A 25734-nucleotide genomic window follows, 5' to 3' on the forward strand; every position below is an offset into this window, starting at 1 on the left:
TACGTGACGGGCGGGCGATAATCAGCGACCTTCGCGGCATCAGCTACCGAATCGAATAGCGCTAGGAATCAAGAATGGCACTGACGCCTCAAGCCTTCATAGCCAAGTGGCAGAACTCTCCGATCAAGGAGCGGGCCGGAGCGCAGGCCCATTTTCTCGATCTTTGCCGCATGCTGGATGAGCCGGAGCCAGCCGATGTTGACCCCACGGGCAAGGACTACGGCTTTGAAGTCGGCGCGACCAAGACCACGGGCGGCAATGGCTTCGCGGACGTGTTCAAGCGAGGGCACTTCGGATGGGAATACAAGGGCACCAAAGCCAACTTGGACGATGCCTTTGCCCAGCTCCAGCGCTATGCCGTGGCCTTGGACAATCCCCCGCTGCTGATCGTGTCCGACATCGGCACCACCATTCGCATCCACACCAACTGGACCAATTCGGTCTCCAAGCGCTACGACATTGCCATTGCTGATCTTGCCGACCCGGTAAAACGGGGCTGGCTCAAGTCCGCTTTGTCTGACCCCGAGGCCCTGAGGCCCACCAAAACCCGGCAGGAATTGACGGAGGAGGTAGCGGGTGAGTTTGCCGTGCTAGCCCGGTCGCTTCGGGAACGCGGTCACAAGCCAGAGGAAGTGGCCCACTTCATCAACCGACTGGTCTTCTGCATGTTCGCCGAGGATGTGAAGTTGTTGCCCGATGGCATGTTCACCCGGATGCTTGACCAAGCGCTGGGCAATCCCACAGAGTTCGAGGACTTCGCGCGCGTGCTTTTCGCGGCCATGACCAAGGGCGGGCGTGTCGGTTTCGAGCTAGTGAAGTGGTTCAACGGTGGTTTATTCGATGGAGACCTTGTCTTTGCCCTGACCAGAGACGAGGTCAAAATTGTCCGCAAGGCCGCCGGGCACTACTGGGGAGACATCGACCCTTCAATTCTTGGGACCCTGTTCGAGCGTGGTCTGGACCCGGATAAGCGCAGCCAGCTAGGGGCTCATTACACCGACCGCGAAAAGATCATGATGATCATTGATCCAGTGATCGTGGACCCGCTCAGCGCCGAGTGGGACGCTGCCAGATTAGCAATTGCTGCGCTTCTGGAGCGGGGCAGAGAGGCGGACGAGGCAGCGAAGACAATCAAGGGAAGGAAGGGCGCCGCAAGGTCCGGCCAGGCAACACTGGCTATTGGTCAGGCACAACAACTGCTGGATCAATTCCTAAAGCGCCTTCGAGCCTACCGCGTTTTAGACCCAGCATGTGGTTCCGGGAATTTTCTGTACCTCGCGTTAAAGGCGCTAAAGGACTTGGAACACCGAGCGCAGGTGGAAGCTGAGGCGCTTGGTCTACCGCGACAGTTTCCAGAGATAGGACCAGAAGTAGTCAGCGGGATCGAAATCAATCCCTACGCGGCAGAACTTGCTAGAGTTTCGGTCTGGATGGGTGAAATTCAGTGGATGCTCAGAAACGGCTTCGCCGCCGCAGAGAACCCCATTCTTAAGCCACTGGATAACATTGAATGCAGAGACGCTTTAATGTCGTGGGCTGCGGACGGTAGCGAAGAGGGCGGCCACTGGATTGAGGCAGAATGGCCGGACGCGGATGCGATCATTGGTAATCCTCCTTTTCTGGCCAGTCGAAAGCTAAAGCCTGATCTTGGCGATGACTACGTTGACGCACTCAGAAAGGTTTACAAAAAGACAGTCCCCAAGGGGGCCGACCTTGTCTGTTTTTGGTTTGCCAAGGGAAAAGCATCGCTTGATGGCCGAACAGAGCGGCTAGGGCTGATTGCCACCAATTCCGTTGGGGGAGGAAGCAGCCGAAAAGTACTAGATCAGCTGTTTGCCGCCCACTTTGCATTCTCGGTTTGGAACAAGGAAAGCTGGACAGTCTCAGGTGCCGCCGTGACGGTAGCATTGGTCTGCATTTCCAAGACAGCCATCGAACCGGTGCGGCTGAACGGCAGCCCGGTGAACGGCATCTATTCCGACCTCCAAGCCAAGTCTGCGTCTCAAGGCGCTGAGTTGAGCCTCAGCCGGAAACTTCGAGAAAACTCAAATGTAGCTCATCAGGGTGTAGTTGCTCGCGGTGCGCTGAACAAAGCGGCCGCGAAACTGCACAAACTGCCCCCAGCGGACTTTCTTATAGGGGCCGACCAAGGGCGAGCAATGCTTTTGGAAAGCGGAAATCCAAATGCTCGGCCCAATTCTGATGTCGTCGTGCCATTCTTGATTGCTCGCGACGTGACGAGAAGAAATTCTGATCGATTTGTGGTTAACTTTGGTGAGCTCGACGAAGAAAGTGCTGCCCTTTACGAGAAGCCGTTTGAATACCTGAGACCGGTAATGCTGCATCGGGCGAAGATGTCGCAACCGGATGCGCTTGCCCGATGGTGGCAGCTGTGGCGGCCACGGCCGGAGATGGCGGCTGCTCTTTCGTCGTTGGATAGGTTCATCGTGACGCCTGGTGTTTCGAAACACCGAGTTTTTGTTTGGTCAACTTGGCCGGTCCTCGCCGACCATGCGTTGGTAGCCATTGCCCGCAACGACGACACAACGTTCGGAATTCTTCACTCCCGCTTCCATGAAGTCTGGGCACTTCGCATGGGCACGGCCCTTGATGATCGACCCAGATATACCTCGACTACCACGTTTGAGACGTTCCCATTTCCCCACGGCCTCACCCCCAACATCCCGGCTTCCGATTACGTTTCGGACCCCCGAGCGATGGACATTGCTGTGGCGGCAAGGCGGCTTATCGAACTTCGGGAAAATTGGATTAATCCGCCAGAACTCGTGAATCGAGAGCCAGACGTAGTGCCAGGGTTTCCTGACCGCATTCTGCCCGTAAGCGACAACGCTGCCAAAACCCTGAAGAAGCGGACGCTGACCAATCTCTACAACGCCCGCCTGCCATGGCTACAGAAAGCCCACAAGGTTTTGGATGACGCGGTCGCTGCTGCCTATGGTTGGCCATCCGACCTTACGGACGATGAAGTGCTAGCGAAGTTGTTTGCTCTAAATCAGGAGCGTGCGGCCGACGGGGCAGAGAAAACAGCTCCTGACGCTCGGATAAAAAGGCCCCGCAAGGCGGTTGCTGGTTGAGCACACCGGTGATACACACCACTCTAAAGCGGTTGCAAATTACCTAGCAATATCAACGCCGACTGACGACGCGGACCAAATTCAATCCTGTCCGGCAGCACCAGTTTTCTTAAATGAATTGGCATACTTAGACGGTTCAAGCTTTTTGAGCCCGGTCCTATTCGGACGTGCGTATGCACCCTACCGCCAGGCAGGATGCTACAGCGCACCATTAGGTGGTGGATTCGTGCTCGACGCCGGTTGGCTACGGCCAGATATCCACAGCCGCCTTACCACCAGTTCGACAGATCCACGCCTCCTGCTTCGCCGCTGATGTGGCGGGCGATGCTTTCTGCCGCACCGAGGGCGAGGGTGAAGCCCAGGGCGCCGTGGCCGGTGTTTAGGATGAGGTTGTCGGCGCCCTTGGGGCCGAGGAGGGGCATGCCGGTGGGGGTGGCGGGGCGTTGTCCGGCCCATAGGCGTGACTGGTCCCAATCGGCGGCGTCGGGGAAGTCGGTTTTGGCGTCGGCGATGAGCTTGTCGGTGCGCTGGCGGTCGATATCGAGGCTGTGGCCGACGAGATCGGCGGCTCCGGCGAGGCGCAGGGTCGATCCCAATCGCGCATAGACGACTTTGCGGGCGGCGTCGGTGATGCTGAAGTCTGGGACTGCGGCTTCGGCGCCGATGGGGGCGGTCGCGCTATAGCCTTTGAGGGGATAAATCGGCAGGTCGAGGCCGAGCATGCTTCCCAAGGGGCGCGAGGCAATGCCCGCGGCCAGAATGAACAGGTCGGCCTCCATGTCGCCCTTGTTGGTCCGGACGGCTTTGACCGTCCGCCCGTCCCGCACAAATCCGGTGACTTCGGTGCCCAGCAGGATGGACCCGGGCTCCAACAATTTGGCCATGCCTTGCGTGAACAGATAGGTGTCGCCGGCTTCGTCGCCTGGGGAATAAAGTCCGCCGACCAGTCGGTGCGCGATGGAGGCCAGAGCAGGCTCCAGCGACAGGCATGCCTCGGCCGACAAAGCGCGCTTATCGGTGCCATTGGCGGCCTGTTGTTCGGCATAAGTGCGCGCAGCAGCGAAGCTTTTTTCGCTAGAATAGACCACCAGTTTGCCGGTCTGCGTCCAGTCAAACGCGAGGCTGGAGAGCGCAGCATTGCCGTGCAGAACCTGCTTGCTCAGATCGGCCAGACGGCCCAGCTGATCGATGGTTCGAGCCGCGCGCCTCGGTGTACAGGCGGCCATGAACTGGGCCAGCCAGCGGTACTGAAACAGCTCAAATCCGGGGCGAAAGCGGACCGGGGAATCAGGGTCGGTCAGCAGCTTGGGCAATTGACCCCAGACCGACGGATCGGCCAGTGGCGCGACGTAGGAATAGCTCAGCTGACCGCCATTGGCGAAGCTGGTTCCCGTCGCAGTATCGGAGGCCTTGTCCAGTATGCGCACGCGGTGGCCATCTTGTGCCAAACGCCATGCGCAACTTACGCCCACAACGCCAGCGCCTATGACAATAATATCCAATCTATCCCTCCCAATGGCTCGTATATCTGACAACTAGTTCCGACAATTCGCCGAGATGTAATGCATTAGACTATTTCGTGAGGTCATTTTATCCCGGATCATGGGTTGTCGTCAGGAAATTTTTCTCCTCTAATAGTGCAAGGGCCACAAGGTCCACATGCATAAGGGCGCTACCAGACGTCCATCAGGAAGGAAAACCGAATGAAGCAATTGCTTGTTCCAGCCATGGCCGCGACCGCGCTTTTTGGTCTGGCGCTGCCAGCCGCCGCCCAACAACAGCAGTTTATCACCATCGGAACGGGTGGCGTCACGGGCGTCTATTATGCCGCCGGTGGTGCTATCTGCCGCCTCATGAACGAGACCCGTGCCGATCACGGTTTCCGCTGCTCGGTCGAATCCACGGCCGCTTCGGTGTACAACCTCAACGCCATCCGCCAGGGCGAACTGGACTTTGGCGTCACCCAGACCGACGTGATGTATTACGCCGTCAACGGCGAGGCCGACTTTGCCGAACGCGGCGCCTGGGACGGCCTGCGCGCCGTGTTCTCGCTGCATCCTGAGCCGTTCACACTGGTGGCACGCGGCGATGCTGGCATTGCCAATTTTGAAGACCTGGCGGGTAAGCGCGTCAATATCGGCGCACCGGGTTCGGGCACCCAGACGTCGATGGACATCATCCTCAACTCATCAGGCATGTCGCGAGATGACTTCTCCCTGACTTCGGAACTGCGCCCTGACGAGCATGGCGCCGCGCTGTGCGACAACCAGATCGACGCGTTCTTCTACGGCGTCGGCCATCCGTCCGCCAACATCGCCGACCCAACCACCACCTGCAATGCGAAGCTTGTGTCACTGCAGGGCGACTTCATCGATAGCCTCGTGGCAGACAATGCCTACTATGCCAGCGCCACCATTCCAGGCGGCACCTATTCCAACAATCCGGACGATGTGAACACGTTCGGCGTGCTGGCCGCTCTGGCCGTGTCGGAAGACACCTCGGAAGACGCCGTCTATGCGCTGGTCAGCTCGGTGTTTGAAAACTTCGCCTCGTTCAAGGCGCTGCATCCAGCACTCGCCAATCTGAGCGAAGCCGACATGATCGTTGATGGTCTGTCTGCGCCGCTCCATCCGGGCGCTGCTCGCTACTACACAGAGCGCGGCTGGCTCTAAGCCCCAGCCCGTTCCCTCAAGACCGCCGGCGACCTGGAAACGGGCCGTCGGCGCATGTCCCTCAGTAGTGATCGACGGAACCACACATGACAGATCGCGCCACCTCTCCCGCCGCGTCGGCCGCAACGCCAGACGAGTTGGCCAAGATCGTCGCCGAGGCCGATACCGGTGGCCGCGCGCCGCGCAGTCGCCCGGCCCAGCTCGTATTGTTCGTGGTGCCGCTGCTGTGGGCGCTGTTTCAGCTGTGGTACGCTTCACCACTGCCTTATCAGTTGCGCATCGGTGTGTTCAACGCCACCGAAGCGCGGGCGATCCATCTGGCCTTCGCGCTGTTCCTCGTGTTTGCCGCGTATCCGGCCACCAAGAATGCGCCGCGCGATTATGTGCCCTGGTATGAGTGGTTCCTGGGCCTGCTGGCTGCAGGTTGCGCCGCCTATATTTTCGTTTTTCAGGCCGAGTTGGCGCGTCGCCCCGGCCTTGCCACCGCCATGGATCTGGGCGTTGCCATTGTCGGCATGCTGTTGCTGCTGGAAGCCGCGCGGCGTGCGCTTGGCCCGGCGCTGCCGATCGTGGGCATCCTGTTCCTGTGCTACGCCTTCTTTGGCCCGTATCTGCCGGATTTGTTCGCCCATCGTGGCGCATCGATTCCGCGCGCTGCGACGCAATACTGGCTGACGTCTGAGGGCGTGTTCGGCGTGGCGCTGGGCGTTTCCACCGCCTTCGTGTTTCTCTTCGTGTTGTTCGGCTCGCTGCTGGAAAAGGCCGGGGCCGGCAATTATTTCATCAAGGTTGCCTTTGCGCTGCTCGGCCACTTCCGGGGCGGTCCGGCCAAGGCCGCAGTGCTCGGCTCGGCTGCGACGGGCCTGATTTCGGGTTCATCGGTCGCCAATGTGGTCACCACCGGCACCTTCACCATTCCGCTGATGAAGCGCGTCGGCTATCCCGCCGTCAAAGCGGGCGCGATCGAGGTTTCGGCCTCGGTCAATGGCCAGATTCTGCCACCGGTGATGGGCGCTGCGGCGTTTCTGATCGCCGAATATGTCGGCATTCCCTATTCGGAAGTGGTGCGCCACGCGATCATTCCGGCGGTGCTGACCTATATTTCGCTGTTCTACGTCGTCGATATCGAAGCGCGTAAGCACCACCTCGTCGGCCTGCCGCGCCAGCGCCACCGCTCCAACCTGATGAGCATGGCGCTGTTCGGCATGACGGCAGCGGCCTTTGTCATCTTCTGCTGGCTGGTGGGCTTTGCGCTCGGCTGGACGCGCGAACTGTTTGGCCAATACGCCACCTGGGGCGTCGTCATCGGCACCACCGTGCTCTATCTCGTGCTGTTGGCGATCCGCTCGCGCTTCCCCGATCTGGCAGAAGACGATCCGAACGATCCCGATCTCACCCTGCCCGATACCGTCAAGGTCGCGCCGACGGGCATCCACTACATCCTGCCGGTGTTCATCCTCGTCTGGTGCCTGATGGTGGAACAGATGTCGCCCGGCCTCGCGGCGTTCTACGGCATCTGTGCGCTGATCATCCTCGTGGTCACCCAGAAGCCGCTGCTGGCCATGTTCCGCGGCACCGCGAACCTGTTTGGCGAGTTCAAGTCGGGCGTCTCGGACCTGCTCGAGGGCATGGTTGCCGGTTCGCGCAACATGGTCGGCATCGCCATCGCGACCGCCGCCGCCGGCATCATTGTCGGCACGGTGTCCCTCACCGGCATTGGCCTCGTCATGACCGAAATCGTCATCTCGGTTTCGGGCGGCAATCTTTTGATCATGCTGCTGATGACGGCGCTGATCTGCATGATCCTTGGCCTCGGCATGCCGACCACGGCCAACTATGTCGTCGTCGCCACCCTGATCGCTCCGGTCATCGTCGATGTGGCGGCGCTCAATGGTCTCGCCGTCGCTTTGGTGGCGGTCCACCTCTATGTGTTCTATTTCGGGCTGATGGCCGACGTGACGCCCCCGGTGGGGCTTGCGTCCTTTGCCGCATCGGCCATTTCGCGCGCCGATCCGGTGCGAACGGGTGTGCAGGCCTTCCGCTATGAAATGCGGACGGCCATCCTGCCGCTGATCTTTATCTACAATCACCAATTGCTGATGATCGGGGTGACCAGTTGGTGGGGATTGGGGCTGACAATTATCATGTCATTGATCGGCATGCTGGTCTTTGTCTCGGTGACGCAGCAGATCTTTATTTCGCGCAGCCGCATCTGGGAAAGCGCGGTGCTGCTGGTCGCCTGCGTCATGCTGTTCGTGCCCGGACAGGTGATGGAACGACTGGTGCCAGGCACCATCGATTCCCCCGCCGATGAGATCGTGCTGCGCGCCGAAGAGGTGCCGGCCAATGGCTTCCTCACGGTCGAGTTTGCCGGCTTTGACATCTCCGGTAATGACTATACGCGCGTCGTTCGCCTGCCGATGGGTGAACCCGCCGATGGGGCGACCCGCCTCTCCAATGCCGGTGTGCAGATCACCGAATTTGGCGGCACGGTTCAGGTGGTCAATGTCCGCTTCCGCAGCCAGGCCGAACGGCTGGGTGTGGCGATCGGCGACGATGTCGAGCGCGTGCTGGTCGACAACCCCGACCGCGCGCCTGAAGAACTCGTCTTCATCCCGGCCCTGCTGCTGATCTTCGGCGTCGCGTTCCTGCAATGGCGCCGCCGCGAATGGGATCAGCCGGGACTGCCGAAAATTCGCCCGGCAATGGCGTAGGCTGTCCGAAAGACAGACGTCAGAACAAAAATCGGAGGGCGAAAGTGCCGCCCTCCGATTGGTCAATTCAGGTGTTTTCTACCGCGCCTGCCAAACTACGCCTTCAGAGCAGTCTCGAAGAAATCTGCCAGCTTGCCATAGGCGAAGCGGGTCAGGGTTCGGCTGTGTTTGGACCAGGCATGGCCGGTGCCGGGTAGGCTGACCAGTTCGAACTTCTTGCCCTGGGCGATCAGTTTTTCCACCAGCGCAATGGTGTCGGCATAGAGGACGACTTCGTCCTTGGTGCCGTGGATGATGGTCAGTTTGTCCTCTAGCCCCTCGCTGTGGAACAGGGCCGACTGGGCGCGATAGCGCTCGATGAAGTCTTCGCCTTCGGCCAGACCCATGATCCAGCCCTGTTCGGGATAAGCGTGCCAGACATTGGTGGCGGGGGCGCCGGCAAAGCCTGCTGCATAAAAGCCGGGCTTTTTGAACAGCGACATCAGCGTCATCAGGCCACCATAGCTGGAGCCCCAGAGGCCGACGCGCCTGGCGTCCGCATAGCCGAGATCGGTCAGCGTGGTGACGCAATCGGCGATGTCGTCGATGTCCTGCGTGCCATAGCTGTTGAGCATGGCGCGGTTCCACTCACGGCCGCGACCGAAGCTGCCACGGATTTCGGGGCTGACGACCACAAAGCCGCGCGAGGCCAGATATTGGTCAATGCCCCAGCTTGGATGGGCCGCGCGACCGCCCCACTGGTTGAGCAGACCATCGGAATAGACCGAGCCGACCACCATGGGGTGCTTGCCGTTGGCCTCAAAGCCATGCGGCAGCATGACCCGCGCCATCAGCTCGGCGCCATCGACATGGCTCTTGAACGGCACATAGCGCACCTCGGCCCAGCGATGTTCGGCAAAGGCAGGCAGAGGTGAGTGCGTCACCTGCACGGGTTCGTTTGTGCCGGGGAGAGCCTGCACGAACAGTTCGGGCGGCGTCATGTCATCGCTGAAGAGATCTGCGAAGGCGCTGAAATCGGCGGTGAAGGTTGGAACGTGGATGCCAGCGGCACCAGTCAGGCGCGTGACTGCGCCGCCGGTGAGGCTGACCGAATAAAGGTGCCGCTCGGCCGGATGGGCTTCGTTGGCAGTGAAATAGATCAGGCCATTGCCCGCATCCACGGCGAAATCGGCGATTTCCCATGGGCCGGAGGTCAGCGGCTCAAGCGCTGCGCCTGCGGTCGGCAGGGCATGGAGATGGTTGAAGCCATCGCGGTCGGTCAAAACGATCAGGCCATTGCCATCAGGCGCGAACGCAACCTGCCAGTCCGGGCGGATTTTGACCGGGTCGTGCACGGCGTAAAACACCGAGCGGGTGCTCGTCGCCACGTCGAACATGAAAATGGTGTGGTGCTTGATCGAGAGGTCGCTACTGCTGACAAACAGCGATGCGCCGTCGGGCGACACGCCATAACCCCAGATGGCATCCTCGGCGTCTGGCCGCTCGAACCAGCGTGTCGCGCCGCTTGCGACGTTGACCAAGCCGACACGACGGCGCGTCAGCAGATCGCCGGGGAAGGCTCGGGTGAACCGGTCCTTGTGCGCCTCGCCGCCGGAGTCATAGGCGATTTCGATCTTGCGGGTATTGGTGTCATCGGCCTCGACGAAGACGATGTCTTGTCCATTGGGCGCCCAATTAAAGGATTCGACACTGACGAAGCCTGCGCCGGCGACGAGGATTTTGGCCGGTCCCGCAGCGTCGACATCGATGGACAAGAGGGCGTTGCCGCTCAGGAAAGCCAGAGCGCCAGTCTTGGGCGAGACGGCGAGGGCGCGAACGCTGCCCTGCCCGGTTGCCAGTGGCTGGACGGAGCCGTCTGGCTTGGAAAGATAGAGCTGGCCATCCAGCACGAAGGCCAGGCGGCCTGCACTCAGCCAGGCTAGTTCGGCGATGCCGGCTGGCTCGCCGCTGGTGTGCCCAGCGCCAAGGTTTGTCAGCCGCTGCAGGCCCTTGCTGTCCCCATCCCAAATCCAGATATCGCGGAACGTGTGCCCGCCATCGTTCCACAGGAAGGCGAGCTTTTTGCCATCGGCAGACCATTGGGCGCCGATGGGCAGCGTCCCGATGATGTAGGGCTCGCTATAGAGCATTTCAAAGGACAGGCTATCGGTGGCGCTGGACGTCATGATCGGCTCGATTGTGCGAATGGGAAGGCTGGGGCGGGACCTACTTGGGCTGCAGGTCGGTCTTGTAGACCACGCCGTCCTTCATGATCATGCGCATGTTCTTGTCGGTTTCGGTCAGCACCGAAATGTCCTTGAGCGGGTCGCCATCGACCACCAGGATGTCGGCAATGGCGCCGGGCGCGATGACGCCGAGGTCCGAGCGCTGCACGATTTTGGCGTTGACCGACGTTGCCGATTTCAGCACATCGACCGGACGCTGGGCGCGGGCGCGGATGGTCAGTTCCTGCAGCTGGGCAAATTCCATGTCACCCATCAAATCGGTGCCGAAACCGAGCTGGACGTTTTCGGACTCGCAGAGGCTGAGCATGGCGATGCCGGCATCGTTGACCATGTTGAGCTTTTCCATCACCACCGGCGACAGGCCTAGCGCCTCGCCATGCTGCGCGGTTACTTCGTAGGCAACCAGCGTTGGCACGATGAAGGCATCGGCGGCGGCGACCATGGCGGCGGTCTGGCGGTTGATCAGGTTGGCGTGTTCGATGGTGCGCACGCCGGCCCGGATCGAGTGGGCAATCGCGGCGCTTTCATAGGCATGGGCGCAGACATATTTGCCGCGCACAGCCGCTTCCTGCACCACGGCGCGGATTTCGTCTTCGGTGAACTGGGTCGCGTCGATGGCGTCCGTGGGTGACCCAACGCCGCCCGAGGCCAGAACCTTGATGTGATCGACGCCCTTGCGCATTTCGTTGCGCACGACGCTGCGGAGGTTTTCAACGCCCTCGACGATGCGGCAGGTGAAGTTGAAGGCGCTGGCATTCATGTCGATGTCGGTGCGATTATCGGTCGTGCTACGGTGATCGCCGTGCCCACCGATCTGGCTGAGCGCGGGGCCGCCAACGAACAGACGTGGGCCGGGAATGTAGCCCTGGGCGATGGCATTGCGCATGCCGACATCGCCGCCGGCCACGTCGCGCACGCTCGTAAAACCGCGATCGAGCATCTTGCGGATGCGGGGAACGGCACGGGCCGTCATTTCGGTCAGCGGGATATTGCGATCGTGTTCGGCGACCAGATTGATGGCGTAGACATGGACATGGCAGTCGATCAGGCCAGGCATCAGGGTGCGGCCGCCCACGTCATATTCAGTGATCGAATTGCCGGTGAACGGCTTGTCACTGACCGCTTCGATACGGCCATCCACAACCAGCACATTCATGCCCGGAACGGCCTGGTCGCTGCGGCCGTCAAACACGGTGGCGTTGGTGAAAGCGATAGCTGCCATTGGTCATTCCTCCAGCCGTAAAGGCACAGCCGGGTCGCATCTGGCCCGGCAAATTTGCGCCAATGTGTCGGCATACGAACGGCCTGTAAAGTCGTTTGATCAAAAAATCATGGCGCCGAATTTTGGTTTGCTCATCGTGGGATCAGCGGGGATCATTGCGAGGTTCGCCGTTGACAGCGCCGCAGTCCCGCTCTTACTAATTACTCGTTTGATCAAATGCTCAGGCGCTGGCCAGTTGCGAGGGGAAAGCGACTGGGCGTGATCGACACAGGGAACTGCCCGGCGTGGCAGAAAGGGAAAAAATGAGAAATCGCGTAGCTGCCACCCTGGCTTTCGGGGGACTAACACTTGCCTTGATGAGTTCCATTGCTGTCTCTGCCCAGGAAGCAAAGACCGGTGGCACGCTGCGGGTTCTGGGAACCGCCGAGATCGACCGGTTCGATACGGTCCCACCAGCCACCGCCGATACCGGCAGCTTTTTCCGCGCCACCACGCGCCAGCTGATCAACTTTGCCGCGTCCACCGACCCGGAAGAGCAGATTGCACCACAGGCCGACCTGGCTGACAGCGTTCCCGTACCGACCGACGAGGGCAAGACCTATACGTTCAAGCTGCGTCAGGGCGCCAACTGGAATGCGCCAAGCGGCGCGCGCCAGATCGTTGCCGGCGACGTCGAACGCGGCTTCATGCGCCTGTGCAACCCGTTCATTCCAGCGCCAGCCGTGTCGTATTTCGAAGACCTGGTCGTCGGCTTTGCCGAATTCTGCGCCGGGTTCTCGACTGTCGAGCCAACCGTCGAGGCCATGAAGGCCTATATCGAAGCCAATGATATCGAAGGCATCGAAACCCCTTCAGACGACACCGTGGTCTTCCGCCTCAAGTATGCGGCGAACGACTTCATCTACCTGCTGACGCTGCCCGTCACGACCCCGGCGCCCGTCGAGGTGCTCGACTATCTGCCCGATAGCCCGGAATATCGCAGCAACTACATTTCGAACGGCCCCTACACGATCAGCGCTTACGTCCCTGACACGCAGGTGACCCTGAGCCGCAACCCAGCCTGGACCGCCGAGAGCGATCCGCTGCGCAAGGCCTATGTCGATGTGATCGAAGTGATCGCCGGTGTTCAGCCTGACGCTGCCATGCAGCAGCTGCAGTCTGGCGATGGCGACATGCTCTATGACATCAATGTCCCACCGGTCACGGTTCAGATGCTGACCATGCAGGGCGACGACAAGATCTCGACGCTCGCCGAAGGGTCTTCGCGCATGATCTGGATCAACACCGTTTCGGAAAACAATGGCGGCGCGCTGCGCGATCCGCTGGTGCGTCAGGCGCTGAACTATGCCGTCGACAAGGCCGCTGTGGTGCAGCAGCTGGGCGGTCCAGAGTTTGCAACGCCGCTCAACGGCATTTTCCCGCTCGGCATTCTCGGCCACCACGACTTTGCGCCCTACCCGACTCCGAACGATCAGGGCGATGCGGAACGCGCTCGTGCACTGCTGGCCGAAGCAGGTTATCCCGATGGCCTGTCGCTCAAGATGCCATTCCGCAATGCCGGTAACGGCGCTTCGGAAGCTCAGGTTCTGCAGGCAAGCCTTGAAGCTGCCGGCTTCAAGATCGAGCTGGTCCCGACCCCGCCATCTGACTTCTATCCACGCCTGATCACCAATTTCGACAACGCGCTGAACGGCGTGTGGGACCTGGTGCCGTCGGGCTGGTCGCCAGATTGGCCGGGTGGTGCTGCCCGCTCGATCTTCCAGCCGCAATACACCTATGAAGGCACGCACGGCACGTTCAACTTCTCCGATTACAACAACGAAGAAGCCAACGTGATCGCTGCCAAGGCTCTGTCGACGACCGATCTTGGCGAGGCCGCACTGCTGTGGAACCAGGTCGATGAAATCGTCATGGCCAACCCACCGACCGTGCCGCTGATCTCCCAGACCACCGTGCTCTATCACGGCGCCGGCGTTCAGAACTTCCTGCCCTACGCGGCCGGTGGCAATGGCGACTGGACCAATGTCTGGCTAAACCGCTAATCGCCTTCACACCTGCAACATCGTGTGGCGGTCGGACCTGAAAGGTCCGACCTCCCTCGATTGTTCGATTTGCGGACCTGCTCATGTCTGTTCTCGTCGTTCGCAATCTGAACATCGCCATCCCCACAGGGGATGGTCATGTGCATGCGGCCCGCGACGTCTCGTTCACCGTCGACGCCGAGGAACTGTTCGGCATTGCGGGCGAATCCGGCTCGGGCAAAAGCGTTCTGTCGCAGGTCATCATGGGCCTGCTGCCGAGCGCGGAAATCTCCGGCGAAATCCTGTTTGAAGGCCGCGACCTGCTCAAACTCTCCCCCAGGGAGATGCAGAAACTGCGCGGCAACCGCATCGCGATGATCTCGCAGGACCCGCTGTCGAGCCTGCACCCCTTCTATACCGTGGGCCAGCAGATCATCGAAGCGATCCGCACGCATCGCAAGATCACCCATGCGGCGGCTTTGGCCGAAGCCATTGAAATTCTTGGACGCGTTGGCATCCATGACCCCGAAAAGCGGGTCAACGACTATCCGCATCAATTCTCCGGCGGCATGCGCCAGCGCGTCATGATCGCCATGGCCATCGTGCTGCGTCCCTCGCTGTTGATCGCCGACGAGCCCACCACGGCACTGGACGTGACCGTTCAGGCGCAAATCATCAATCTGCTCACCGAGATGCGCCGTGAATTTGGCACGGCCATCATCATGGTGACGCACGATCTCGAACTGCTCTCCTCGGTCGCCGACCTCGCCATGGTGATGTATGCGGGCAATCGCATGGAGTTTGGACCGGGCAACGCTGTGCTGCGCACGCCGTCCCACCCCTACACATTGGGCCTGCTGCAATCCTCGCCGAGCCAAGAATCGCGCGGCCCTCTGCCTTCCATTCCCGGCCAGCCGCCAAGCCTGCTGATCGAGCAAAGGTCCTGCGCCTTCGCGCCGCGCTGCAGCGCCGTTATGGATATCTGCCGCCGCGAACGTCCGCCCGTCCGTCGCTTCCCCGATGGCACGCAGTCGCTGTGCTGGCTCGAACACAAGGCCACCCGCGCTCCGGCAGCCGCTGCCGTAGCAGAGGCCACCGCGCAGACCGATCGTTCCGACATCGTCGTCAGCGTGTCCGATGTCCGGCTCACCTATGGCGGGCGCTCGCTATTTGGTAATCAGGGCGGCATCGAGGTGCTCAAGGGCGTCAGCCTTGAACTGCCGCGCGGCACGACCCTGGGCATCGTTGGTGAGAGCGGCTGTGGTAAGTCCACCCTTGCCCGCGTCATTGCCGGACTGCTGCCGCCGACCTCGGGCGATGTCACGGTCGAAGGCAAAAGCATTATCGGGCTTGACCGGAAAGACTGGGTCGAGATGCGCAAGCGCATCCAGATGGTGTTTCAGGACCCATTCGGCTCGCTCAATCCGCGCCGCCGCGTCGGCTCGATCATTGGCGATCCATACCGCATCCAGAACGTCGCCTATGGCGCTGACCGCAAGAACCGCGTGCGCGAGCTGATGGAAATCGTCGGGCTCAATCCCGAACACTACAATCGCTTTCCATCCGAGTTTTCGGGCGGCCAGCGCCAGCGCATCGGCATTGCCCGCGCCCTCGCGCTCAATCCGTCGATCATCATTTTTGACGAGCCGGTTTCGGCGCTCGACGTGTCGATCCAGGCGCAGATTCTTAACCTGATCGCCAAGCTGCAGCGCGAACTGGGGCTCTCCTACCTGTTCATCTCACACGATCTGGCCGTGGTGCGTCATGTCAGCTCGCAGATCATCGTGATGAAGAGCGGGCAGGTTGTTGAACGTGGCCATACCGACACACTCTATCACCACCCACAGCATGCCTACACCAAGGAATTGCTGGCCGCTGCCGACCCCAATTACCGCAAGGGTGGCGGCGTGGCCGCGGCGCCCGTGAGCGAGGGCCCCACGCCATGACCGCTGAAATCAAACAGCGCAGCTCGTTCGAGCTGACCATGCGCAGCCTGCTGGCCGATCGGGCCGGGCTGGTTTCGCTGACCTTCATCATCATCCTGATCGCCGTCGCCATCGGCGCTGACGGCATCGCGGCGCTGACCGGCCATTCCGCCATCGAGCAGTTTCGTCAGACCGGGCTGACGCCAACCGGCCTGCCCGTGCCACCAAGCGGCGAGTTTCTGTTTGGCACCGACCAATTGGGCCGCGACGTGCTGGTGCGTCTCGCCTATGGCGCCCGTATTTCGCTATCCATCGGCGTTATAGCGTCGCTATTGGCAGCTGCCATCGGCGTCGCCGTGGGGCTCGTGGCCGGCTATTTCGGCGGTTGGGTGGATACGGTGCTGGGCCGGCTCATGGACCTCGTCATGAGCATCCCGGTGCTGCTCTGCATGCTGTCGCTGGTGGCGGTGTTTGGTTCGAGCCTTGCGCTCAGCCTGACCGTTATCGTCTTTTTCTCGTGGACCACGATGGGCCGCGTCATACGCGGACAGGTGCTGTCGCTCAAGGAGCGCGAATTCGTGCTGGCTTCGCGCTCGATGGGGGCCGGGCATTTCTCGATCATCACCACGGACATCCTGCCCAATCTGGGCGCGCCGATCATCATCTACACCACCATGATGGTGCCCAGTTCGATCATCTTTGAGGCCACTTTGTCCTTCCTTGGCCTTGGCATCGTGCCGCCGGCGCCAAGCTGGGGCGGCATGCTGGCGGAAGCGGCGAACAACTCGATCTATATGTTTGCCTGGTGGCTGGTGCTGTTCCCCGGGCTGGCCCTTTTGTTCACCACGCTGTCCTTCAACATTCTGGGTGATGCCCTGCGCGATGCGCTCGATCCCAACAGCAAGAAGTATCGCGTGAAAAAGAAGCGCAAACAGCCGGTGGGGTCTGCGTCATGATTTCCTTCATTGCCCGTCGCATCGGCTTTGCCGCGCTTGTTCTCCTGATGTTGAGCGGCTTCGTTTTCACCCTGTTTTTCGTCGCCCCCGGCGATCCGGCCCGCATGGTGGCTGGCGAACGCGCCACGGACGCGCAGGTGGCTCTGGTCCGCGAAAACCTTGGCCTCGACCGTCCGGTTATCGAGCAATATGTGAGTTTCCTGGGTCGCAGCATTACCGGCGACCTCGGCTATTCCTATCGCAACCAGCAGCCGGTCATCGAGCTGATCAAGAACCGGATGCCGGCGACCATTTCGCTCTGCATCGGCGCCGTGATCATGTGGCTGTGCCTCGGCATCCCCATCGGCATCATGTCGGCGCGCCGACCCGGCAGCCTGCAAGACCGCATTGGGCAAGGGTTCGTGCTGATCGGCGTCAGCTTCCCATCCTTCGTGCTGGGCATGGCGGCGCTCTATTTCCTCTATTTCGTGCCGCGACAGGCCGGCTTCACGCTGTTTCCGCCCGGCGGCTATCGCGCCTTTGCCGATAACCCAGCCATCTGGGCGTGGCACCTGCTGTTGCCGTGGTTCACACTGGCGCTCACCTCGGCCGCGATCTATGCGCGCCTTACGCGTGGCCAACTGCTCGAAGTGCTGGGCGAAGACTATATCCGCACCGCCCGCGCCAAGGGGCTGTCCGAGCGCAAGGTCGTCTACAAGCACGGCGTGCGGTCGATCTTTTCGCCGCTGGCGACCCAGCTTGGCGCCGACATCGCGGCCCTGCTGGGCGGCGCGCTGGTCACCGAACAGGTGTTTGGCCTGCAGGGCATCGGCTCGCTGGCTGTTCAATCGGTTCAAACGCAGGACCGGCCGGTGATCATCGGCGTTGTCATGCTGGCGGGCTTTTTCATCGTCATCGCCAACCTGATCGTCGACTTCCTCTACATCCTGCTCGACCCGCGCATTCGCAACTAAACCCTGACCACCTGGAGTATTTGACTTGGAGACGCTTTGGACACGCACCGCACGCAATCAGGTGCTGTCAGACCCGGTCATTCCAGACGCGGTTGACGTTGCCGTCATCGGCGGCGGCTTTACCGGTATGACAGCGGCCCGCGAACTGCTGATCGCCGGACGCTCTGTGGCGGTGTTTGACGCAGGCAAGATCGGCGCTGGCGCCAGCGGCATGAATGCCGGTTTCGTCGTGCCCAATTTCGCCAAGGCCGACCCCGTGTCGGTTCGCGCCAAGCTGGGCGACGAGCGCGGCAATGCGCTGCTGCGGCTGGTCGGCGACGGCGCCAATGCCGTGTTCCGCACCATCGAGGAAGACGGCATCGCCTGCGACGCCCGCCAGACCGGCTGGCTCAATCCTGCTTATGGCGCAGCAAGTGTCGAGATGCTGCAGGCCCGCGCCGCCATGTGGCGCGACCTCGGGCGCCCGGTCTCGTTCATGTCTGCCGAAGATGTGCGGGCGCAGACGGGCATGGATATCTATTCGGGCGCCCTGCTCGATGCCGAAGGCGGCACCATCCATCCACTCGACTATCTGCGCGGCCTGGCGCTTGGCGTGCAGCGCCGGGGCGGCAGCGTGCACGAAGATCAGTGCGTCGATAGCGTCAAGAAAGACGGCACCCGCTGGCGTCTGACCATGCGCTCCGGCGCGACGATCAGCGCCGCCAAGGTGCTGCTCTGCACCAATGCCTTCACCAGCGGCGTGGCATCGCGGATGGGCCGTTCGGCTGTGCCGTTGCGGGTCTATCAGATCGCGACGACGCCGGCCGATGCGGCGACGGTGCAGCGCATTTCACCCGACGGACGCCCGGTTGGCGATACGCGGCAAAACCTCTTCACCTATCGCCTCGACCGCGACAATCGCCTGATCAGCGGCGGCATGGCGGCGATCCCGTTCGGCGCCTTTGAGCGTCTGGGTCGCAGCGTTGCCGAGCGTCTCAGCACCGAACTTGGCCTGCCCAATGCCGTAAGCCCGGAAGTTGTCTGGACCGGCACCGCCGCGATGACGCCCGACTTCCTGCCGCGCCTCTATAAAATGGGCGAAGGCTGGTTCGGCGGCATTGGCTGCAATGGGCGCGGCATTGCCATGACCGCTCAGCTGGGTCGGGTTCTCGCCCGCGCCGCGATGGGCGAAAGCATGGACCAGTTGCCGATCCCGACGCGGACGTTGCGGCCCCTGCCCTTCCACAGCTTCACCCCGATTGTCGCGTCGGCGGCGCTGCTGCAGGCGCGCCTGATGGACAAGTTCGTCAAATGAGACCACGGGCTTTCCGCATTTCCATGTTGCCGATCATCTGCTTTGATCATACTAGCGGCAATGCGGCGGCCGTACCGGCACAAAGGTAACTCTATTGCTCGACAGCAAGTTTTCGACTGGCGACTTCAAGCCCGTTTCATCGCGCAAGACTGTTCACGACCTGGTCTATGACCAGCTGCGCGATGCATTGATGTCTGGTGCTTTCGAGGCTCGAAAGACCTTCACCATCGCGTCGCTGTCCGAGCGGTTCCAGACCTCGCATATGCCCGTGCGCGAAGCGCTGCGTCGTCTCGCCTCGGAAAACGCCCTGAGCGTTTCCGCCGCCGGCACTGCCTATGTGCCAGCCATCACGGCGCTTGAGCTGCAGGATATCAGCCTTGCCCGTATGATCGTCGAAGGCGCGACCGCCCGCATCGCCGGTCCCAAACTGACGCCCAAGGATATCGAGACGCTCGAACAGCTGCTCAATCATCACCGCGCCAGCGCCAGCGCCGGCAAGAATACCGAGATGACGGCCGCCAACCGTGCTTTCCATTTCCATATCTATCGCGCAGCCGGCAGTGCCGTTTTGCTCAGCCAGATCGAAAACCTCTGGCTGCGCTCGGGCCCCTATGTCCGCTTCCTGTCCGACCGGATGGGTGGATTGCTCAAGACCGAGCATAAGTCGGGCTTTACCGATCAGCATGCCGCCATGGTCGACGCCATCAAGGCCGCCGACTGGGACGCCCTCGGCCGCGCCTGCGAGGCCGACATTCGCGGCTCGCAGGACCTGCTGCTTGATATCCTCGCGTCCGAAGACGAGGCAGCCATCGGCGCGAGCTAGCTGTCGCTGCGTCACAAAGTTCGACCAACCATCTGCCTGTCGCCCCTCGTAATTTCAACCCAAGCTCCTTATATCGTCAAAATACGATAATCTGGAGTTTGTCATGGCTGCGCTGTCTATTCTTGATCTGGTGCGGGTTAACGGGGAGACGGGGCCCAAGGGTGCGCTGGATCATGCGCGGGCGGCTGCCGCCCATGCCGAGGGCCTTGGCTACACGCGCTATTGGGTCGCCGAACATCACAACATGCCCGGCATTGCCAGTGCTGCGACCTCGGTGGCTCTGGCCCATATTGCGGCTGGCAGCAGCACGATCCGCATTGGCGCCGGTGGCATCATGCTGCCCAACCACGCGCCCATGGTGATCGCTGAACAGTTCGGTACGCTGGCGCAGCTTTATCCCGGACGCATCGATCTGGGTCTGGGCCGTGCGCCCGGCACCGACCAGATGACCATGCGGGCGCTGCGCCGCTCGCTGTCGAATTCCGACAATTTCCCGCAGGACGTGTTGGAACTGCAGGCCTATTTCGCCGAGGCCGAACCCGACCAGCGGCTGCAGGCCGTTCCTGCTGCGGGCACCAATGTGCCACTTTGGATTTTGGGATCGAGCACCTATGGCGCGCAGTTGGCCGCCGAACTGGGCCTGCCCTATGCGTTTGCCTCGCACTTTGCACCCGATGCGCTGATGATCGCGCTCGAAATCTATCGCGCCCGCTTCAAGCCATCGGAACAGCTGGCCGAGCCCTATGCGATGATCGGCGTCAACATTATCGGCGCCGAGACCGATGCCGAGGCGCGCCGTCTGGCGACCACGCAGCAGATGTCATTCGCCAATATTTTCCGCGGTGCGCGTGGCCTCAGCCAGCCGCCAATCGATGATATCGAGACCTATTGGTCGCCCGCCGAAAAGGCACAGGCCGCCAATATGCTGGCCCACTCCATCTATGGCTCGCCCGAAACGGTGAAGGACGGCATTGCCGCGCTCGTGGCGCAAACTGGCGCCGACGAGCTGATGGTTGTGTCCGATGTCTACGACAATGACTTGCGTCTGCGCTCGCTGGAAATCATCGCCGAAAGCCTCAACTAGGCGGCGATGACCAGCGGGCCCATGTGCAGGTAAGCCGTTGCTACGCGCTTGCGCTCGATGTCGTTCCAGACGGCATCGAGCTGCTCCAGCGTCAACCCGGCCGCATTGGCGACGGTGTCACGGTCGAGGCCGTTATTGAGACCATAAAGGCAGAGGTCCATCCGGTCATAGGGCAGCGAGAAGTAGAACTCTTCCTGGCTCTGGGCCATGGACCACGTATCGGTGGTCGGCGGGCGGCGGCAGATGTCTTCGGGCACGCCGAGATGGGCCGCCAGTTGATAGACCTGTGACTTGTAGAGATGGGCGATTGGCTTGAGGTCGGCGGCGCCGTCGCCGTTCTTGACGAAGAAACCCTGGTCGTATTCGAGCAGGTTGGGCGTGCCGATGACCGCGTAATTGAGCCGGTCGGCGTGGTAATATTCCATCTGCTTGCGGGTGCGCTGCTTCATATTGGTGGCAGCGATAATGCCCTGATAGACCTCGGCCGACATGCGCAATTCGCGCTTTTCGCCTTCGGGCGATTGCACGACCAACGATGACACGGCATAACCCTTGCCGGCCAGCGCATTGGCGATCACCACCTTGCAGCCCCAGCCCGCGCCGAATTCGGGCACCAGCTGGCGGATGAAGCTGTCGCGGCGTTCATAGCACCCCATGGCCGCCAGCGATGGGCCGATATCTTCGACCACCGAGCCGATGCCGAACTTGTCGGCGACACGGCGGCCGAGCGACAGGCTTTCGGGGTCTGAGTCATTCTCGGGCATGAACAGCGCAAAGACGCGTTCCGGGCCGACCGCGCGGGCCGCCAGTGCGGCACAGACGCTTGAATCAATGCCGCCGGACAGGCCCAGCACCAGCCCGCGCCGACGCAATTGCGTGCGCAGCTGGGTACGCATGGCGCTGACGATGCGCTCGATCTCGGCTTCGGCGTCGATCACCAGCGTCTGGGGAGAAAATTGGCTCATGCGGTTGGCTCCAGGCTTTCTGCGGCCAGCCGGCGGCTGACCTTGCCCGTGTCTGTCTTGGGCAGGCTGTCACGAAATTCAACAGATTTGGGGACCATGAACTCTTCGAGCGACTTGGCGCAGTGACGGATCACGTCGCGTTCGGTCAGAGCGGGGTCGCTGGCGACCACGATGGCATGGATGGATTGGCCCAGCACGGGATCGTCCTTGCCGACCACGACGGCCTCGACCACGCCCGCGCAGGCGCTGAGCACGGCCTCGACTTCCTTGGGCGCGACTTTTTCGCCACGTGTCTTGATGATGTCGTCGGTGCGGCCGACGAAAAAGAGGAAGCCATCGGCATCGGCATAGAACAGGTCGCCGGTATAAAGCACCTTTTCCCAGGGGTTCGGGCCGGGACGCAGCGCCTTGGCGGTGGCTTCGGGATTGGCCCAATAACCCTGCATCACATGTGGTCCGCGAATGACCAGCTGGCCGACTTCGCCGGGCGCAACGCGCTGGCCAGCGTCATCGACCACGAAGGCTTCGGTATTGGGGATGGCAATGCCGACAGAGCCGGTTTTGTCGTCGAGGTGGGCGGGGGGCAGATAGGTGCAGCGCTTGCACTCGGTCAGGCCATACATCGAAAAGATGGTGGTTCCGGGCAGCAGCGTGCGCAGGCGCGCGATATGGGCCGGCGGCAGGGCGGCGGCGGTGTTGGAGATATAGCGCAGGTCCGGGAAGCTGCCGGGTTCGATATCCTTCATGTTGAGGATCATCGCGGCCATGGTGGGCACCAGCGGGAAGCCAGTGACCTTTTCGGCGCGCATGGTGGCAAAGATCGCCTGCGGGAAGGCGAAGGACTTTTCGAGCACCAGCGTCGCGCCGACCTTGATCGCCATCAGCAGCTGATAGAGGCCGTAATCGAAGGCCAGCGGCAGCACGTTGAGGACGATGTCGTCGGCGGTGTTTTCGAGATAGGTGGTGATCGAGGTCGCCGCCGCTTCGATATTGCGATGGCTCATCATTACGCCCTTGGGGCGGCCGGTGGAACCGGACGTATAGATCAGCATCGCCAGATCGAGGTCGATGCCGGTATTGAGTGGGCCGCTCACCGGCGTTTCGAGCAAGGTCTCAAAGCTCACTGCATCGGGCAGAGCATCGCTTTGCCCGGACAGCACGACCAGATCGAACACCGCGCCGAGCGTCACCGCTTCGGCCACCGCACCCGCTAGACGCGGCTGGGTGATCACCACCCGCGCGCCGCAGTTTTCGGCGATATAGGCGAGCTTGTCGGCTTTGGTCGAGGCATTGATCGGGCTGAAGGTCGCGCCGGCCTTGAGCACCGCGAAAATGGAGACAGCGGCTTCCCAGCAATTGTCGAGGAACACCAGGACGCGGTCGTCACGCTTGACACCGCGCGCCTTGAGCCCGGCCGCTAAAGCGTCCGACATGGCATCGAGCTGGGCATAGGACAGGCGCGTCTTGCCGGCGATCAGCGCCGTCTTGTCGCCGAACCGTGCCGCGCTCGCGGTGAGAAATGTTTCGACCCGCATCGTGCTGATCCTTAAGCAGCCGCGCGGCGCTTGGTTTCGATATAGGCCGCCATCGAGCCGATGGAGTCGAGATTGTCCGGCACGATTTCGGTGTCCGCGACCGAGATGCCGAACGTGGTTTCGAGGAAGAACACAAGTTCCAGCACGCCGGTGGAATCCACCAGATTGTTGTCGATCAGCGAGGTGTCGTCGGCCACGACCTGGCTGGTATCGCCGAACAGGAAGTTGTCGATGATGAAGGCGCGGATGGTGTCCTGGGTGGTCTCGGTCATGGTGTTCTCCTCAAGATAGCTGGGTCATTCCGCCGCGACGCGCACGGCAGAACTCTTACCCGATGAAAATGTACGGTCCCAAAGCTGGGTCGATAGGATGCCTACGTAGGCGGTGTTGTCGCGGAAGCCGTCGACGCCGCTGGTGCCGGCCTTGGCCACCAACTTTTCGACGGCCGCCGGGTTGAACAGGCCGGTCGCGGCAATGGCGTCCTTGCCCATCAGGTCGCGCACATAATCGGGCGCGTTGGCCACGGCGAAGGCCTGGCTGTCGGGGGCGCGGTAGGGTTGCTTGGTGCGGTTGCCGATGCTGGGCGGCAGCAGGTGTTCGGTCGCCTTGCGCAGGATATGCTTTTCGGTGAGGCCCTTGAGCGTCAACTTGGGCGGAATGCGGTTGGCGAACTCGATCAGGCGGTGATCAAGGAACGGGAAACGGCCCTCGACGCCATGCGCCATGGCCATGCGGTCGCCCTGCGACGACAGGATGTAGCCGGGCAGCAGGAAGCGGGATTCGAGATATTGCGCCTGATGCTGGGGATGCCAGCGGGCGAAGGCCTCGGGCAGTTGCCCCAGCAGCGTCTCGGCAGCGTCATAGCCGCCCAGCGTCGCGCGCAGATCGCCCGAGAAGAACAGTTTGGCCGCAGCGGTCGAACGCATGCGCGGACGATGGCTTGCCAGCGGGTCGTTCAGCACGTCCGATCTGGCGCCAAAGAACGCCGCCAGATATTCGGCTGACTGGTTCTGCAGGTTCGGCAGATAGGGATAGAGCCGCTTGAATAGCAGCGGGCGGAAGCTCGAACCGGGCTGGCGCGCGCTGAAGCGGCGAACCTTGTCTTCCTTGAAGATATCGTAGCCAGCGAAAACCTCGTCGGCGCCCTCCCCGGTCAGCACGACCTTGAGGCCCTGCTCGCGCACCAGCCCCGACAGGAGGTAAAGCGGCGCGGGGGCTGTGCGCACGATGGGGCGCTCGGTGTGGGCGATCACCTGCGGGAAGTTCTGGGCAATGTCGAGCGTGCCGCAATGAACATTGGCGTGCGCCGTGCCCAAAGCCTCGGCCATGATCTGCTGGAATTCGCTCTCATCGTGCTCGGCGCTGGCGAAGGATACCGAGAAGGTTGAAAGCTGATGTGGCGTATGGCGGGTTGCCAATGCCGTGGTGATCGAGGAATCGAGGCCACCCGACAGGTAGGCACCGACCGGCACATCGGCGCGCATGCGGATGCGGGTAGCGTCATCAAGCAGCGCCAAGAGTTCGTCAGCGATTTCGGCTTCGGGGCGGGCATCGGCGGTCTCGCCGAAGTCTGGATAGTCGAGAGACCAATAGCGCTCGATGCGGCGACCGTGGTCGTCCACCACCATCAGGTGCGCCGGCGGCAGCTCGGAAATGCCCTTGAAGCCGGTGCGCGGCGGAATGGGGGCCCAGAGCGTAAAGATTTCATCGAGCGCGATGGGGTCGATCTCGGCTTCGATACCGGGCACACGCAGCAGCGCCTTGATCTCGGAGGCGAAATACAGCCCGCCTTCGTGCTCTGCATAAAACAGTGGCCGCACACCGATGCGGTCGCGGGCCAACAGCAGGCGGCGCTTGGCCTGATCCCAAATGGCGAAGGCAAAATCGCCGTTGAGATAGCTGACGCAATCGGGGCCGTATTCGGCGTAGAGGTGCAGGATGACTTCGGTGTCGCTGCCGGTGCGGAAGCTATGGCCACGGCTTTCGAGGTCGGTGCGCAGCTCGACGAAATTGAACACTTCGCCATTGTAGACGATGACCAGATTGCCATCGGCCGACAGCATCGGCTGCTGCCCGTCGGCCAGTCCGACGATGGACAGGCGGCGATGGCCCAGACCAATGCCCGTCTGCGCCCACAGCCCCTCTGCATCGGGACCACGGTGGGCGATCGTATCGGTCATGGCGCGCAGCAGCGGTTCACCCGCCTGCTGTGGCAAATCAGTTCGAACGTATCCAACGAGTCCGCACATG

At 61.8% G+C, this 25734-nt stretch carries 17 protein-coding genes; 10 read left to right on the forward strand and 7 right to left on the reverse strand.

Translation table 11 applies throughout. The features are described from left to right. The first annotated feature begins 74 nt into the window (after positions 1-74). On the forward strand, positions 75-3095 hold the full coding sequence (locus tag ABIE28_RS14015; RefSeq protein WP_354063929.1) for a class I SAM-dependent DNA methyltransferase: 3021 nt from the start codon (positions 75-77) through the stop codon (positions 3093-3095). Positions 3096-3364: 269 nt separating this feature from the next. Here the strand turns inward: ABIE28_RS14015 and ABIE28_RS14020 are convergent, their stop codons facing one another. After that, positions 3365-4630, reverse strand: coding sequence for a D-amino acid dehydrogenase (locus tag ABIE28_RS14020; protein WP_354063931.1), 1266 nt, complete (start codon positions 4628-4630; stop codon positions 3365-3367). A 168-nt stretch (positions 4631-4798) separates the two neighbouring features. Between ABIE28_RS14020 and ABIE28_RS14025 the strand changes: the two genes are divergently transcribed. Continuing rightward, complete coding sequence (locus ABIE28_RS14025) at positions 4799-5767, forward strand: TAXI family TRAP transporter solute-binding subunit (protein ID WP_354063933.1); 969 nt, start codon at positions 4799-4801, stop codon at positions 5765-5767. A gap of 86 nt (positions 5768-5853) precedes the next feature. Beyond that, a complete protein-coding gene (locus ABIE28_RS14030) occupies positions 5854-8481 on the forward strand; it encodes a TRAP transporter permease (protein ID WP_354063935.1) in 2628 nt (875 codons plus the stop codon). 95 nt (positions 8482-8576) lie between these two features. Here ABIE28_RS14030 and ABIE28_RS14035 read toward each other — a convergent pair whose 3' ends face one another. Then, the gene (locus ABIE28_RS14035; protein WP_354063937.1) at positions 8577-10646 is read right to left on the reverse strand and encodes a prolyl oligopeptidase family serine peptidase; all 2070 of its coding nucleotides are present in this window, start codon (positions 10644-10646) and stop codon (positions 8577-8579) included. A 40-nt stretch (positions 10647-10686) separates the two neighbouring features. Beyond that, a complete protein-coding gene (locus ABIE28_RS14040) occupies positions 10687-11928 on the reverse strand; it encodes a metal-dependent hydrolase family protein (RefSeq protein WP_354063939.1) in 1242 nt (413 codons plus the stop codon). Between the two features lie 302 nt (positions 11929-12230). Between ABIE28_RS14040 and ABIE28_RS14045 the strand changes: the two genes are divergently transcribed. The 7 genes from ABIE28_RS14045 to ABIE28_RS14075 all read left to right on the forward strand — a co-directional run bounded on the left by ABIE28_RS14045 (position 12231) and on the right by ABIE28_RS14075 (position 20984). Further along, entirely contained in the window at positions 12231-13970 is a 1740-nt protein-coding gene (locus tag ABIE28_RS14045) for an ABC transporter substrate-binding protein (RefSeq protein ID WP_354063941.1), read from the forward strand. An 83-nt stretch (positions 13971-14053) separates the two neighbouring features. Then, positions 14054-15895, forward strand: coding sequence for a dipeptide ABC transporter ATP-binding protein (locus ABIE28_RS14050; RefSeq protein ID WP_354063942.1), 1842 nt, complete (start codon positions 14054-14056; stop codon positions 15893-15895). Beyond that, positions 15892-16830: an ABC transporter permease gene (locus tag ABIE28_RS14055; RefSeq protein WP_354063944.1), complete on the forward strand. Its 939-nt coding sequence runs from the start codon at positions 15892-15894 to the stop codon at positions 16828-16830. The genes ABIE28_RS14050 and ABIE28_RS14055 overlap by 4 nt, the downstream gene beginning before the upstream one ends. Then, complete coding sequence (locus ABIE28_RS14060; protein ID WP_354063946.1) at positions 16827-17783, forward strand: ABC transporter permease; 957 nt, start codon at positions 16827-16829, stop codon at positions 17781-17783. Before ABIE28_RS14055 ends, ABIE28_RS14060 begins: the two co-directional genes overlap by 4 nt. 25 nt (positions 17784-17808) lie before the next feature. Beyond that, positions 17809-19077 carry an NAD(P)/FAD-dependent oxidoreductase gene (locus ABIE28_RS14065; protein ID WP_354063948.1) on the forward strand — a complete coding sequence of 423 codons (1269 nt, stop codon included), beginning with the start codon at positions 17809-17811 and terminating at the stop codon, positions 19075-19077. Between the two features lie 94 nt (positions 19078-19171). Further along, complete coding sequence (locus tag ABIE28_RS14070; RefSeq protein WP_354063950.1) at positions 19172-19900, forward strand: GntR family transcriptional regulator; 729 nt, start codon at positions 19172-19174, stop codon at positions 19898-19900. A 103-nt stretch (positions 19901-20003) separates the two neighbouring features. Further along, positions 20004-20984 (forward strand): LLM class flavin-dependent oxidoreductase, encoded by a 981-nt coding sequence (locus ABIE28_RS14075; RefSeq protein WP_354063952.1) that lies wholly within the window; start codon positions 20004-20006, stop codon positions 20982-20984. Here ABIE28_RS14075 and nadE read toward each other — a convergent pair. Genes nadE through asnB form a run of 4 tightly spaced genes read right to left on the reverse strand, consistent with a single transcriptional unit; the run spans position 20981 to position 25733 of the window. Beyond that, positions 20981-21949: an NAD(+) synthase gene (gene nadE, locus ABIE28_RS14080; protein WP_354063953.1), complete on the reverse strand. Its 969-nt coding sequence runs from the start codon at positions 21947-21949 to the stop codon at positions 20981-20983. The genes ABIE28_RS14075 and nadE overlap by 4 nt on opposite strands. Further along, the gene (locus ABIE28_RS14085; RefSeq protein ID WP_354063954.1) at positions 21946-23484 is read right to left on the reverse strand and encodes a class I adenylate-forming enzyme family protein; all 1539 of its coding nucleotides are present in this window, start codon (positions 23482-23484) and stop codon (positions 21946-21948) included. Before ABIE28_RS14085 ends, nadE begins: the two co-directional genes overlap by 4 nt. A gap of 11 nt (positions 23485-23495) precedes the next feature. After that, a complete protein-coding gene (locus tag ABIE28_RS14090) occupies positions 23496-23756 on the reverse strand; it encodes an acyl carrier protein (RefSeq protein WP_354063955.1) in 261 nt (86 codons plus the stop codon). Between the two features lie 24 nt (positions 23757-23780). Further along, positions 23781-25733, reverse strand: a complete 1953-nt coding sequence (gene asnB, locus ABIE28_RS14095) for an asparagine synthase (glutamine-hydrolyzing) (RefSeq protein ID WP_354063957.1) — start codon at positions 25731-25733, stop codon at positions 23781-23783. Position 25734 lies beyond the last annotated feature (1 nt).

This window comes from Devosia sp. 2618, assembly GCF_040546815.1.
Classification (GTDB): domain Bacteria; phylum Pseudomonadota; class Alphaproteobacteria; order Rhizobiales; family Devosiaceae; genus Devosia.